Source organism: Bacteroidota bacterium, assembly GCA_016714535.1.
Taxonomy (GTDB): Bacteria; Bacteroidota; Bacteroidia; order AKYH767-A; family OLB10; genus JADKFV01.
This window is the reverse complement of the sequence record JADKDR010000009.1, coordinates 19168-34702: the sequence shown is the minus strand read 5'-3', so window position 1 is coordinate 34702 and position 15535 is coordinate 19168. Positions and strand designations below refer to the sequence as shown.

The 15535-nt window shown below is 37.8% G+C and carries 9 protein-coding genes and 2 pseudogenes; 7 read left to right on the top strand and 4 right to left on the bottom strand.

The features are described 5' to 3' along the window. Positions 1-53 precede the first annotated feature (53 nt). Genes IPO27_12730 through IPO27_12710 form a run of 5 tightly spaced genes read left to right on the top strand, consistent with a single transcriptional unit; the run spans position 54 to position 5309 of the window. Complete coding sequence (locus tag IPO27_12730; GenBank protein ID MBK8847351.1) at positions 54-1511, top strand: TlpA family protein disulfide reductase; 1458 nt, start codon at positions 54-56, stop codon at positions 1509-1511. Position 1512: 1 nt separating this feature from the next. Further along, positions 1513-2514: an alkane 1-monooxygenase gene (locus IPO27_12725; GenBank protein MBK8847350.1), complete on the top strand. Its 1002-nt coding sequence runs from the start codon at positions 1513-1515 to the stop codon at positions 2512-2514. A gap of 12 nt (positions 2515-2526) precedes the next feature. After that, positions 2527-3330 (top strand): M48 family metallopeptidase, encoded by an 804-nt coding sequence (locus IPO27_12720; GenBank protein MBK8847349.1) that lies wholly within the window; start codon positions 2527-2529, stop codon positions 3328-3330. Between the two features lie 27 nt (positions 3331-3357). After that, a complete protein-coding gene (locus tag IPO27_12715) occupies positions 3358-4728 on the top strand; it encodes a T9SS type A sorting domain-containing protein (protein MBK8847348.1) in 1371 nt (456 codons plus the stop codon). 14 nt (positions 4729-4742) lie between these two features. Next, entirely contained in the window at positions 4743-5309 is a 567-nt protein-coding gene (locus IPO27_12710) for a HupE/UreJ family protein (protein ID MBK8847347.1), read from the top strand. Between the two features lie 106 nt (positions 5310-5415). Here IPO27_12710 and IPO27_12705 read toward each other — a convergent pair whose 3' ends face one another. From IPO27_12705 to IPO27_12690, 4 genes and pseudogenes are all read right to left on the bottom strand, one after another. Then, complete coding sequence (locus IPO27_12705; protein ID MBK8847346.1) at positions 5416-7455, bottom strand: T9SS type A sorting domain-containing protein; 2040 nt, start codon at positions 7453-7455, stop codon at positions 5416-5418. Positions 7456-7741: 286 nt separating this feature from the next. Next, positions 7742-9360 (bottom strand): annotated as a pseudogene (locus IPO27_12700) (CTP synthase). Between the two features lie 252 nt (positions 9361-9612). Beyond that, a pseudogene (locus tag IPO27_12695) lies at positions 9613-11653 on the bottom strand (oligopeptide transporter, OPT family). Between the two features lie 949 nt (positions 11654-12602). After that, on the bottom strand, positions 12603-13859 hold the full coding sequence (locus IPO27_12690; protein MBK8847345.1) for a hypothetical protein: 1257 nt from the start codon (positions 13857-13859) through the stop codon (positions 12603-12605). A gap of 142 nt (positions 13860-14001) precedes the next feature. Here IPO27_12690 and lptC point away from each other — a divergent pair, with 142 nt between their 5' ends. Beyond that, positions 14002-14577, top strand: coding sequence for an LPS export ABC transporter periplasmic protein LptC (gene lptC / locus IPO27_12685; protein ID MBK8847344.1), 576 nt, complete (start codon positions 14002-14004; stop codon positions 14575-14577). Positions 14578-14789: 212 nt separating this feature from the next. Continuing rightward, a complete protein-coding gene (locus IPO27_12680) occupies positions 14790-15533 on the top strand; it encodes a hypothetical protein (protein MBK8847343.1) in 744 nt (247 codons plus the stop codon). Positions 15534-15535: the final 2 nt, after the last annotated feature.

Here is a 15535-nt window from a genome sequence, read left to right as displayed (position 1 = left end):
CTTTAAGTAATTTAGCATTAAGTTTGCACTCTATGGCTTTATCAAATCTAGAAATGAAAAAAATAATTTTCGCAGCACTTTGTTTTAGTTCAGCAATGCTAAATCTAAATGCTCAACAGGTTACCTTACAGTGCTCTTTTGTACTCGACCTTTCGGATAGTTGCAGTGTGTCTATTGATCATAATTACATTGGCAATCCTGTATTTATTTCATCGCCCCTACATGAGCGGGAGGCTATCATTAAATTTTCGGTGAACGAGCCCCGTTTCGTAAATTTTAATTTCGACAATCAAACAACAGAAATTTATGTAGAGCCTGGAAAAGATTTACAACTTCAAATAGGAACCGATTCGTTGCATAAATCCATCGCATTTAGTGGTGACCTTGCTTCAGAAAATGTATCTTTTAGAAATTTTAAAAATAAATTCGCTAAATCGTACTCCGACACACTTATTCGGAATGCTGCTTTAGAGAATCCAATAGATGCATTTGAAATCGAAATTTATAAGCAGCGAAAATTGCAAAACGGCTTTATTACCACCGACAGTTTATTTAGTTCTTGTTCCGAAAATTTTAAAACCCTGATAAAAAGTATTATTACTTATAATTACTTGTATCAGTTACAATCATACCCAATTTTAGTTGCAAATGCCAATAAGGAAGTACTACAGGTATCACCATTGCCTGATATTATGATCGAAAATATTTCTGATGCTACCGCACAGCACGATGAATTATTAAACATTGATCAGTATCGCAATTTTGTTCACTATTATGTTACCTATCAAACATCCAAGCTTAATAACTTTAATAAGTTCACCGACTATTCGGTTTCTTGTGAGCGAAAATGTGCGTTTGCATTTATCCATCTAAAAGACAAAACCCTCAATTGGTACATTGCCAAATACCTGAGTGATGAATACAAGCGCATATCACCGTCAGTGGTAAAGCAGGTTTTCACTAAACTAGAAGGTAATTACAAAAACACTGAATTGACCAATTGCATTAGGGTACAGATGAATGCACGTATGCTAGAAAAAGAAGATAAGACGGTGGCTTCGAAAAAGACCGCAACTGATAAACCAGCAGGAAGCGGACCGCGTATTAAAGACCTTGACGAAAATTATTTTACGCTTGAAGATTTTAAAGGCAAAGTAGTTTATATTGATTTTTGGGCTAGCTGGTGCGGGCCCTGCCGGCAGCAATTTCCATTTAGCAAAGCCTTACATGAGAAGTTTTCGAAAAAGGAATTGAAGGAAATTGAGTTTTTGTATATATCCATTGATAGCAATGAGGAAACATGGCGCAATGCTGTTAAGCAAAATGGGTTAGAGGGAAAAAACGGAATTGTTCCTGGTGACTGGAATTCGGAAATCTGTCGCTATTTTAAAATCAATAGCATACCTCGTTATATGATTATGAATAAAAAAGGAGAAGTAGTAGACTTTAATGCAAAACGACCTGCAGACCCGGTAGTGTACGATGATCTAATTAAACTGATAAAGCAGTAACATGCGCAACGCAAAATATTTACTTAGTTTAACACCTGGCATGGTGGTGGTTACTGGCAACCTGGCTGGCGGCTGGTATATGGGTATGAATACTTTTTTTTCTTTTGTGGTGCTGGCCCTGCTTGAATTTTTTACCTCTGAAGACAAATCGAATAAATGCGATAAAGAAGATAAGTTACCGGATTTGATTTTATACACGCATGTATTGATGCAAACGGCATGTATTGTTTCTTTCTTTTATAGTTTGAAATTTTATGACAACACCCCGATGCAACTAATGCTAGGTGCATTTTCGTTAGGCATTCACAGCAGCACATCAGCCATTATCATTGCTCACGAATTAATCCACCGTCCCAACGCTTTTATGCAAACGCTTGGCAAGTACTTACTTTTTACTGCTGGCAACTGCTACTTCTATGTTGATCACCTCAGGGTGCATCATAAGTACGTTGGTACAGAAAAGGACCCTGCAACATCTGTATTAAACGAAACGATTTACCGTTTTTTTATACGCAGTTGTATTGGTCAAATAAAAAGTTCCATTAAACTTGAAAACAAACGGATTGAAAAGGAGAAAGCATCTATGCTTTCTAATTATGTATTTATATCCATAGTTGGAATTCTTGCTCTAACAGTTACTGTATACTTTGCTATTTCTCCGCTCGGTGCGCTTGCCTTTTTATTTCATGTGCTGATAGCTAACTTCCTTTTAGAGTATGTTAACTATATTGAACACTACGGACTCATAAGGAACGAAAATGAACGCGTACGAGAGATACATTCTTGGCAAAGCGATAAGGTAATAAGTCGTTTTTTTCTTATTGACTTGAGCAGGCATGCCGATCATCATTATTATGCTTCCAAGCCCTATCATACATTAATGTCATATGAAAATTCGCCAGTACTGCCAGGAGGATATGCTCAAATGATATACTATGTTTTGATTCCTCCGTTGTGGTTTAAAGCTACACATCGCATACTGAAAAATAGAAAATTAATTTAATAAAAAGATAAAATGAAACAGAGCTGGAAAATTTTAGTTGTTGCCCTGTTGCTAACGTCATGCAGCAAAGTGCCTATTACCAATCGCAAACAAATGAACCTAATACCTGAATCGCAGATTACACAACTAAGTTTGAGTGAGTATAAAGAGTTTTTGTCGCAAGCCAAAGTAGTTGATCCAAAAAATGCCGATGCCAAAATGGTTAATTCGGTGGGCACTAAGATTTCGAATGCGGTAAAATTATTTATGGCACAAAACAAACTCAGCGACCGTATTAAAGGTTACCAATGGGAATACAATCTTGTAGAAGACAAAGCGGTGAATGCTTTTTGTATGCCTGGTGGAAAAATAGTTGTTTTTACAGGCCTCTTACCTATTACGAAAGATGAAACCTCGCTTGCCTTTGTTATGGGACATGAGGTTGCGCATGCAGTAGCCCGCCATGGTAATGAACGAGTAAGTCAAGGACTGGCAGCACAAGTTGGTGGTGTAGCTTTAGATGTTGCGCTTTCGCAAAAAAATCAGCAAACAAGAGTATTGGCTCAACAGGCATTTGGTATGGGAGTCTCGGTTGGAGCCATATTGCCCTTTTCGCGTTTACACGAAACTGAAGCTGACAAACTCGGAATGGTATTTATGGCAATGGCGGGCTATGACCCTCGCGTAGCCCCCGAAATGTGGTCGCGTATGAGTGCAACCGGAGGTCAAAAGCCACCTGAGTTTTTAAGCACGCATCCAAGTGATGCTAAGCGCATGGCAACTATGAAGGCATATATGCCTCAGGCTTTGAAATATTATAAGCCGATTAAAAAATAAATAGTTTAGCTGAAAATAATTAAAAGGATGAAATCACAATTACTAAAACTTGTGCTATGCGCTATGATATTTTATAATGCTCGTACCTTATCGGCTCAGTATCATAGCAGCCTGGACTTTGATGGCACAAATGACTACTGCGCTGCACCAAATGCTTCGCAATTGGTTTTATCTAGTCAGGCTGTGAGTATGTCATTTTGGGTGTATCCCCGAAACACCGCACCTGCATTTCCTAATTTCGATGGCTTTGCCGGATTTAGAAATAATATCAACTGCGACTTTTATATTTTGCAGTTGTCAGCCACCGATGTGGAAGCACGCTATAGAGGTGATAATGGCATTGCAAGCGATATTGTATTTACCGGATTGCAATTGAACACCTGGCAACATTTTTTATTTGTATATGATGGTACTGCAATCAGCCTGTATCACAACGGAATCTTTTCTGGAACTGCAAACGCTAGTGGTTCATTTATAAGCACATCTGATCCACTGTATATGGGAATGCTGCCTTTTCAAAATACACAATTTTTTACCGATGGAAAGATTGATGATGTAGCCTTGTGGTCAAGCGCTCTTACTGCAGCCGATGCGCAATGCCTTTATGCATCCAATGCTCTTGACCTTAACCATCCATCACTCGAACTTTATTATAGTCTAAATGATGGTGAGCCCGCTGGAAACAATACGAGTATCTTTTCGGCCTTAGACTTTTCGGCAAACAAATTAAACTCCGATATAACAGGGTTTGCACTTACAGGTAGCAATTCAAATTTTGTTGATGGCGTTTCTCAAAACTTTGGACTTATAGTTGACACAGGTTGTGCCGGTCAGGCATACATCTATAATGGAATTTCGTATGCAGTACCGGGTGTGTATGCAGTCAGTGCAGCTAATGGCAACTGCGATTCGATGTTTGTACTTTCGCTTTCACAAAATCTTATTCAAATAGTAGTAAGTCAGGTTGGTGCAAACCTTACTTGCCTAACACCAAATGCCACCTATCAATGGCTTGATTGCAATAATGGGTTTGCCATAATTCCAAATGCAACAAGCGCTACGTATACTGCCACTGTTAATGGAAGCTATGCCGTATCAGTTACTCAAAATGGTTGCACCGATACATCTATCTGTAAAAATGTGATAAGCATTGGCCTGCAATCGGTTGACAAGAACGAACTAATTATGAGTCCTAATCCTGCTCAGGAGTATATAACACTAAGTGGTACACCTGTTTCAGGTTATTCAATTGCAATTTTTGATTATGCTGGAAGATTGGTCTATGAAAACCGTTCTTCTCTTTCTACTATTGACATAAGTAAGTTTTCAAAAGGAATGTACACCTTAAAATTGGTAAGCGCTAAATCAAATATCAGAAAGATGTTTGTTAAAAAGTAATAAATATTTCGTTTATGTTTCAAACCTTTTTTCAGCAAGGCGCTACTCATATATTATCTGCCGATGCATTGGATCATATCTTGTTTTTACTGGCACTGGTAGCTATCTATCGTTATCATGAATGGAAACAATTACTGTTGGTAGTTACCATGTTTACAATAGCGCATAGTATGACATTGGTCTTTAGCGCCCTCAATATTTTATCAATTCCTTCTAATTGGGTTGAAATAGCTATTGCGGCCACCATATTGCTTGCTTGTCTTGAAAACATATTGCTTAGCAAAGCTAAGCAGTTGCGTATATTTACAAGTCTTTGCTTTGGCTTGGTGCATGGCATGGGCTTTAGCGGTCATCTCAAAGAATTGTTTACCGGCATGCAGATTAATTGGTTTACAACCTTATTGCCATTTAATTTAGGCATTGAGATTGGTCAAATTGTAGTGTTGGCTATTTGCTTAACCCTAATGTCTATCTATTATAAAATCACTTCAAATTTAAAAAATTCTGACAAGGTGCTTTGCTATATGATTAGTGTACCGGTAGGTATATATGCTGCTTGGTTGATAGTAGAGCGTATCTAATGGATTTTATATTTTTACGAAACAAAAAAGCCGGAATAAATTCCGGCTTATTTGTTAATGCGATTGCTGATGCAACAATCAACTATAGAATTAAATAAGCTAAAGCTTACTGTTTAATAAACTTGACTTGATAAAAGTCTTTGTCGGTGACAATTTTTGCAACATAGGTACCATTGGATAGTTGCGAGATATTTACCGGACTGTTGGGTGATGCAATTTGCTGATCAAGGCATAATTGTCCAACCGTGTTGTAAATGCTTACCGCTTGAATTGAACTGCCATCATTGGAATTAAAAATAATCAGGTTAGAGGCAGGGTTGGGCAGTGCAATTGCAAACTTGCTTGTTCCATCAACATCGCCAACCGATAATATATTTGCAATAGTATCTGCTGTTGTATTGGTAATAACTGCCGGATTAAAATCGAAATAAATTCCTGCGGTATTATTAATTATCGTTAGTGGAAGCAAATTAGCCTTGGCATTAATCGAAAACCATACAGCACCATTACTACCGGCAAGGTCGGTGCCACTATCAGGCAATTGAATGTTATAAAAAGTGAAACGGGCAATTCCATTTCCTTCCATTGTAAAATTAACCGAATGGGAAGCACCTAACAACTTAAATGAAAGTAAATCCAAATTAGCATCAAGGGTATCAAGAATGGTTACATTGTCGGCAGAGGCAGTTCCGGTATTTTGAAAGCGAATAGTGTAATTAATCTTATCGCCAGCCTTAATAATGCCTGCTGGCTCGGCTAACTTATCATTGGGATCCCATGAATTGGCAATTAACTGATGCAATGCAACCAGATTGTTTGCAGGCACTGTATCATTTGCAACCGGTCCTATGGTAAGTTTAGAGTCAAGATAATTGCCCATAACTGCGTTGGAATCAGGAAGCAGATACAACATAATACTTCCAGATTGACCAGGCTGCAAATTAGAGTAGACCCAGGTGATGGTTTTACCATTTACCAAGAGGGGTGCCGGTGTTGCGCTGATAAATGAATACAACGAATCCATTTCTAAAACAATAGTATCGCTCTCAACAGCAGTACCATTGTTATGATAACTTATAGGCATAGGCTCCGGCTGACCGGGCTTGGCATTCCAGTTTGGGCAATACACTGATACTTCATGTATATTTGGAATAGGTTGGAAACCAAAATCAAGATCCTTTGTTGATTGCGAAGCTGGGTTACAGGTAAGCACAGTTGGCAATGTGGTTTGATTCCAATATAATATTGGAGCAGTGCTTAAGCTATAAGTAAGTGTTGAGTCAACAAAGAAAAAAGTATAGTTGCCTTGCGTATTGGAGCTTACAAAATAATTGCCCGGCTGCATATTCACAATTTTATTTGCAATCGGACTTTCGTTATTATCTAAAAATCCATTGCCGTTATCATCAATAAATATGGAACCGTCAAGAAACCCGAAATTGGCATTGCCTCCATTGCAAGATCCAAAATTAAAGGCAAAGCCGGATGGCATACTGCAATTTAAACTTACAGGAAAAAGTGTGGTGATAAGTGGATATGGAAATGCATTTGCCCATGAACAAACGGTATCACCTAGCACAAGAAAATCAAGGTTATTGCTGCCACGTAATCCGATTTGCGTATTAAGTGGATTTGTAAGTAGCGTGGTTGTGCCATAAACAAACTTTATACAGTTGCTGGTTTCGTATAATTTTATCTGAAAATTGATATCTGCCTGTCCGGCAAAATAGGTATAGTGCAACCATTGAATAATGCAAATACGATTGGGTGCTGTTCCGGTAACGGTATACTGTAAACTTGAGTTTGAGCCACTATTTCTTAAATCAGCACCAAATGGAGCGATAATATTATTACGTACACCGCTTAAAATATTAATCCAAAAGCTTGAAGACGTAGTGTCAAGCTCAATAAATCCATTGGTGCTAATGGACATTTTTTGGTGAAGCGCTCCGCCATAGTAGAAATCAAATCCGATAGGAATGTTTGAAAACACAACATCATCAGCCATATTGTAATCAACCGTTATTCCCGAAAAAACATTGAAAGAATCAAGCCCAGGAACATAAGGTAATGCGGCAACTTGAGCATTTGCAGGATTAGCGAATTGAATAACTAATGCAAATAAGTATACAAGAGTTTTTTTCATTTTATTCATTAAATTAGAGGTGGTTTTTTAGTGTGCGAAATGTAATATTTATTTTTTTGTTGCGACAATTACGCATGAAGCAATGTTAATTTAAACAAGACTAGCATGCTTAAGCAAAATGGCACCTTTATTGAAACTCTAATAAGTGCATTAAGGGTTGCGCTACTACGTAATTGGCTAGTGCGATATAGCGCATAGGTAAATTTTTACAAAACCAATTTTAGAATTGATAAAATCTAACCACCATAAAATAGAAAAGCAACGGACCCAACTTGATGCAATAAATCTATTTATGTAATCGATATTCGAGTGCCGACTTTACAAACTTTACAAATAAAGGATGCGGTGTTTCTACCGTACTCTTATATTCAGGATGAAACTGCACGCCAATAAAAAAAGGATGATTTTTTAATTCAATTATCTCCACCAAATCTCCCTTTTCACCCTGATGAATTCCACTGGCAATTATTCCTGCTGCTTCAAAACGTTCAAGATAATCATTATTAAACTCATAGCGATGCCGGTGTCTCTCGCTTATTTTTTGTTTGTTATAAACCGAAGAAATCTTGCTGCCTTTGAGCAAATTGCAAGAGTACTCGCCAAGGCGCATGGTGCCCCCTTTTCGCGTTATGTCTTTTTGCGATTCCATTATATCAATTACCGGGTCTTTGCAATCCAGATGCATTTCGCTTGAATTAGCATTTTCAATTTTTAATACATTTCGCGCAAACTCAATTACAGCACATTGCATACCCAGGCAAATTCCCAAAAATGGAATTTTATTTTCTCTCACATATCTTATCGCAATCAACTTACCCTCAATTCCACGATTTCCGAATCCCGGTGCTACCAATACGGCATTCAGTCCTTTTAATTTTTCGCCTATATTTTCTTCGCTTATTTTTTCCGAATGTATCCACTCTACATTTACTTTGGTTTCGTTGGCAACACCGGCATGTATAAGCGCTTCGCTTATACTTTTATAGGCATCTTTTAATTCGATGTACTTCCCTACCAGCCCAATTCTTACTTCATTCACCGGATTTTTAAGTTTTCCCAAAAATGATTTCCAGACTTCCATCTCTGGCTCTTGCTTAAGCGGCAATTTCAATTTGGACAACACTACCTTATCTAATTGCTCTTTCATCATCAGTAGTGGTACATCATAAATGGTGGGAGCATCAATCGATTCTATCACCGAATTGATATTTACATTGCAAAATAAGGCAATCTTTCTGCGCAAGTCATTATTCATGGCATGCTCGGTGCGGCACACAAGTACATCAGGTTGTATACCGTGTTCAAGCAATGTTTTTACAGAATGCTGGGTAGGCTTTGTTTTTAACTCTCCGGTAGTTGCAAGGTAAGGCAATAGCGTAAGATGCACCACACAGCAATTACTTTGCATTTCCCAAATAAGCTGACGAACCGATTCAATGTATGGCAACGATTCAATGTCACCTACGGTTCCTCCTATTTCAGTAATTATAACATCATAATTTCCTGTTTCGCCAAGCAGCTTTATCCGGTATTTTATTTCATCGGTAATATGTGGAATTACCTGTACCGTTTTTCCAAGGTATACTCCCTCGCGCTCTTTGTTAATAACGGTTTGATAAATTCGACCTGTAGTTATATTATTGGCCTGAGAGGTAGATGTATTTAAAAAACGCTCGTAGTGTCCCAAATCCAAATCGGTTTCGGCTCCATCATTAGTCACATAACATTCTCCATGTTCATAAGGATTGAGTGTGCCCGGGTCTACATTTATATATGGATCGAGTTTTGGATCGTAACTCTATATCCTCGGGCTTGCAATAATTTGGCAAGTGATGCACTAATAATCCCTTTACCAAGTGAAGAGGTAACACCTCCTGTAACAAAAATATATTTAACCGTATTCATCAGATTTAATTTTTAGAACACGGGATGCAAAAGTAGTAAGTGAAACAGATATTGAGTGCTTTTATTAAATTAAATTTATTCTTGTATTAATTTTTCTGCAAAAGATGGAAGATTGACTTACCTGTCAATCATAGCAGCCCTATAACCAAGACCAATAATTTCAAAAAAAGAAATAACAATAAGGCAACCTATTGCCCAACAAATCGATTGGCTATTTTGCTAAGCAGAAACTATCAAAGCTTATTTTCAGAATTACATCTGAGTCACATCGGATTGCTTGCCCGTTGTAGCTATACGATACAAAATTGCTGCCATGGCCAAAAAGAAAATCACTCCAAGCCACATATAGCCACCTACTCCTAAAATAGATTGTAATCCGGAAGCAGCGCTAATTGATTCTAGCTTTTTTGCTACCGATTCGTTTACATTAAGCATTGCAACTAGCACGCCTGCCAAGGCTCCTCCGGCAACAAGGCCGGTAGCAAACAAACTTCCTCTGCCTAGTTCATCGTCCTCCTTTTTTTCTCCTTTGCGCTCTTGCACTTTATCTACTAAACCCTTTAAAGCGCCTCCGGCAAAAATGGGCAATGTGGTTGACAGTGGCAGATAGGCACCTACCGCAAACGATAACGATTTTATTCCGCACAATTCTAACACAAGGGCAAGGCATGCACCAACTATTACAAATTGCCAATCGAGGTTAAACGACAGAATACCTTTGATTAAAGGAGCTATTAATGTTGCTTGCGGGCGTTGTAAGTGCCAACCACTTGTATTTATGATGCCGTTAGCTTTCATAGTAGCTGTTGGTGTATCAAGTAAATTTACTGTCCTACCAATTACTAAAGAAGAAACAATGGCACCAATAAATAATGCAAGTTGCTGATACCGAGGGCACAATCCCATTATATCCTGTTTTTAAATCTTGCGATGTAGCTCCTGCATTGGCTGCCGCTATGCAAATCATTCCACCTACCACAAGTGCCATGGGTTCATATACACTTCCACTCCACCCTACTCCAATAAATACAAGACATGTGGCCATGATTGTGGCAATAGTCATTCCTGAAATAGGATTATTGGAAGAACCAATAATGCCTACGATGCGCGAAGACACGGTTACAAAAAATGCTCCGAATATAACTACAAGCACTCCGATAAGAAATTTACTTAATATGCCTTCTCCTGGAATCATTGGAAGTAACATGATTAATAGTATTAATGCTAAGCTACCAAACAAAACTACCTTTAAATTAATATCGCGTTCGGTGCGTGCTACTTCTTTTGCCGCTCCGGCCTTCACCGACCCAATACTTTCTTTAAAAGATGTAATTATGGTAGGGATGGTTTTTATTAATGTAATAAATCCACCTGCCGCTACAGCCCCTGCACCTATCTGACGTAGTGTAGGCACGGTATATATAGCTTCTGCGGTATCGCCAAAGGTTTTAGTTGCATTCCAATCAAACTTGGCCCGGTTAATTCCAAGTTTCGTAAGTTGCATAAAAATCAGTTCGCCAGGCACTAAGGTAGCAAGCAACGGAATAAGAACAAACGAACTAAGCACACCTCCTGCAACTAGCACTGCAGCAATGCGAGGGCCAATTATATATCCTACTCCAAGGTATTCAGGTGTTATTTCTGAATCGATACGCGCTGCAGGAAAATATCGGGAAGCACGATCGGTAACGTAAACTGGAACATCGCAAATGATATGAAATACTTTTTGCAAGGTTGCATACACCAAACTTACAGCAAGACCTAAATAGGCAGTGCGTGCAAAATCTCCGCCCTTCTCGCCAGCAATAAGAACACTGGCACATGCGGTTCCTTCAGGATATGGCAGTGTTCCATGTTCTTTCACTATTAATGATCTACGCAAAGGAATCATCATCATGGTGCCGAGCATTCCTCCAAGTGCAGCAAGCACAAAAATAGTTTGGTAATTAAAATAAGGAAGTCCTATACTTCCATTTCCTGTATTACTTAAAAATAAAAAACCGGGAAGTGTAAATACCACACCTGCAGCAATAGATTCTCCTGCACTACCTGTGGTTTGAATAATATTATTTTCGAGAATGGTGGTACGAAAAAATTTTCGACCGAGCGAAATAGCTAATACCGAAATTGGAATGGATGCGCTAACTGTAAGGCCTGCCTTTAGTGCAAGGTATACTGTAGCTGCGCCAAACAAAACACCAAATACGCAACCTAATAAAATTGACTTTACAGTAAACTCAGCTACACTGTCAGTTGCCGAGATATAGGGCTTGAAAATTTTTTGTTCGCTCATATTTTTATGGAGATTAAAAGTATAGATGCATCAAATATATAAATAAGATGTATTGAATGCCGTGCCTAAAAATTATTTTGCTAAAATAATGTAATGACAGTTTTAGCAGAAGAAATACATGTACCAAATAAAATGATGTATCAAAAATCAGAATACAATTTTGCTGCTAAAAAAAATATGAATGCGATGTTTAACAACCAGTAAAACTGAATTCAATTACTTATTAAATTACAAGATAGGGTTTCGATAAACTCCATGTTAAAAAAAATCAATCATGTATTATGTTTATTGAAATACATTGATTACTTTTGCATCGTTAAATAAACATCAAGAAAACAATAATTAATTTGCTCGCGTAACTAAATCTTCAAATAAAATCGCGAAACAGCGCTAAAATCAATGGTTTTGGCGCTTTTTGTTTTTAAGGTAGTTGGTGCAAAATGAAAAGTGATTTTTTCTTTCACTAAAAATTCTAATCAGCTTTTATTATAAATTGGGTTTACACTTATCAACATTTTATTCTTGAATTAAAAAAAAACAGATGTTGAACTAAATTATTATCCAATCATTGCTTCTTATAAACCTCACACTTGCTAGTATTTTCATTTTACAATAATTGATATCTACTTTATTCAATTCTTAAAAAGACGCAATTAGATTTTTAGTAATAAATGATAATAAATCAAACGATTTCTTATTTTGTATTGTAACCATCAAGTACTAATGAAAAACAAAAGAGCCGGAAGAACTTCCGGCTCCTTAGATTCAATTATTGCTTTGTATCTTGTGCTTATGATTTAGGTTCGTACCTGCGATGGTATAACGGAATTTTGAGGCCACCATAATAATCCATGCCATACAAGTCTTTACCTCCAAATAAATTTCCAATACGATCGCTGCCAAAAAACAATGGACCACAGCGCAGAAATATTCCTGCAGATATCTTCTTTTACTCCATAAATGAAATTGGCAAACTGACTTCAAACCATCTGCGCTCCCAACGAGGTATAATACTAAGATACTCCAGGCTTGTGGGGCGCGACTTATCGCCAAAATTTATATCTTTCTGAAATTGAAAGCCTGCATAAAAGTCTTTTTTGATATGATAATCTACTTGAATGTTGATAGCAGTAGGAAGCGACATTTTAAAATTATCTGCTACGCGTGTCTTTAGCGAATCGCCATAAAAGAAGTTTGAAAAACTAGTATCAAAATCTTCAATGTTGCTATAGGTTACACCTTTCCAATAATAATTAGTTCCACTGCGGTTTTCTACGCGGTTAACTTGCGTGTTCTCATTAAAACTTAAACCACCAATGTCAATGATAGAAAGGCCGGCACGTAACTTATATTTATTTACACTACGCTCTCTCATTGCCTGCCCTTTTGGATCAGTTGAATATACCGAAGCGTCTTCGCGCCATTCATACTGTACTCCCAAATCAAATCCAAAGCCGGTACCGGCAAAGTTCTCGCGACTAGAATTTTCAACATCTACTCGTGCATATTCGATATTACGCACGGTAATATCTGCAAGCGAATCATTCTTTATTAATATATCCAAATCTACATCCTTAACATAACCACCCGCAATAGCTCCACAATATTTCAAATTTGCTCCTGCTTTCCACACATTATTGTTCTTATTATGAAAAACTGTAGCATAAGAAACTCCATATTCCAGCCAACTGGCAGCTGAAAAATCAAGGTCGCGAACGGTTTGGGTTTTGTTCCATAAGGATTCATTTGTAAAACCACTGTTTGCAAAATTAACTGCTTGTGGCGTGGCCTTCGATAGTGTGATGGCAGCGCGTGCTTGAAAATAAATTCCAACCGAATGCTTCGGATTGATTGACCAAAGCCCTGACAATACCATGCCTCTAAAGTTAACTGTTCCTTCGTTAAACGATTTAGTAAGATCTAATTTTTCAGATAATCCATCGTTTGTTAATGCATCAGTATATGCACGCATTCCGAAAAACGCAGTTTTGTTTTTTTGCAGATAGAAATAGTCGTTATTAAAATACACGCCTCCAGTACCAATTGCGATATCAAGAAGGTAACGCGAATCGGCAGTTGCGGCAGGGTTTTGCTGTATAGCATTTATTCCTGCATAATTACTTCCTTGCAACCCTATCATGTTTTGACTAACCCCCACAATGGAAGAAAGTACAAGGCATAGCAGTAAAATATTTTTTTTCATCATATCCTCTAATTAAATTTTTTTGTGATTGATGCAAAGAAAATCAGATATTGCTTATACACAATACAAACGCGTAAAAATATTTTAACAGTTCATTGCAAGCACATATCAGATTATAGTTGAAATAGTAGTTTTGCATAGAAATATGGAATCGATAATAAAGACACGATTTTTCTTAACCGCCATGCTGTTGTTCATGGTATATTGCCATTTGTATGCGCAGGAAAAAAAAGAAAAGATTAAACTCGAGCAGGCTGATGAGTTAGTATACGATCAAGGCTTTAGCAAGGCAAGACGCCTAAGAGGCAATGTTATATTTAGTCAGGGAGAGATGCGCATGTACTGTGACAGCGCGTATTTTTATGATGAGCAAAACCAGATTGAAGCCTACGAAAATGTGCGAATCACAAAACCGGATGGAGCCCAACTTACAGGCAAATACCTGAACTATAATGGCGATACACGTAAAGCTATTGTTCGGCAAAATGTGTATATGAGTGATAATCAAATGACCTTAACCACAGAGGAATTGCATTATGACATGGCAACTGAAGCCGCTAATTATACTGCAGGAGCAACCATCGTTGACAAGCAAAACACCCTAACCAGTCGTGTCGGTTTATACAATGGAAAAACCAAAATGCTTTCGTTCAGAGATGCTGTGGTATTGGTTAATCCGAGGTATAAACCCTTGCGGACACGTTACTATACAACACCTTAACGCACACGGCCTATTTTGTTGGCCCCACGCATATTAATTCAACAGGTGCAGACAGCACATTTATCTTTTGCAAGAATGGATGGTATAATACCGACAACGATAAGTCCTATTTTAGTAACGATGCTTATATACAAAGTAAACGACAAAAAATAGTTGGCGACAGCCTTCGTTATGATAAGAAAAAGGGACTTGGCGAAGCTTACGGAAATGTAATGATTTCAGATGATGATCAAAAAGTACTCATTGGAGGTAACTATGCCAGCTATAGTGAAGTCACGCAACACTCTTTTGTAACCGGCAGATCGCAACTGATGCAGGTAATGGATAACGATACCTTATTTATGCACGCTGATACTTTGTATGCTATTGAGGACACTGCTACCGGAAATAAATCTTATTTTGCTTACCACCATGTTGTGTTTTTTAAATCAAACATGCAGGGACGTTGCGATTCGCTATCGTATAGTAATACTGATACATTATTGCGCATGTTTAACGATCCTGTTTTGTGGACCGATTCTAATCAAATTACAGCCGACACCATTTACTTGCAACTTGCTAATGAACGGATTGACAAATTATTTATGTACGACAAATCATTTATCGCCTCTCAAGAAGATGCTGAACGATTTAATCAGATAAAGGGAGCGGATATGATTGGATTATTTAGTGATAATGAATTAAAGCAAATAACGGTAACAGGAAGTGGACAAACCATCTACTACGCCCGCGATGACGCCAAGAAGTATATAGGTGTAAACCGTGCAGACTGCACCGACATGGTTATTTACATAGATAGTAATACAGTGAAACGCATCATTATGCTTACCAAGCCCGAAGCAACGCTATATCCAATGAATGAGTTAAACACCAACGAACTACTATTGCGAGGCTTTAATTGGCGAATAGCAGACAGGCCCAAAACCAAATATGATATTTTCGTAACCGAAAAGTAAAA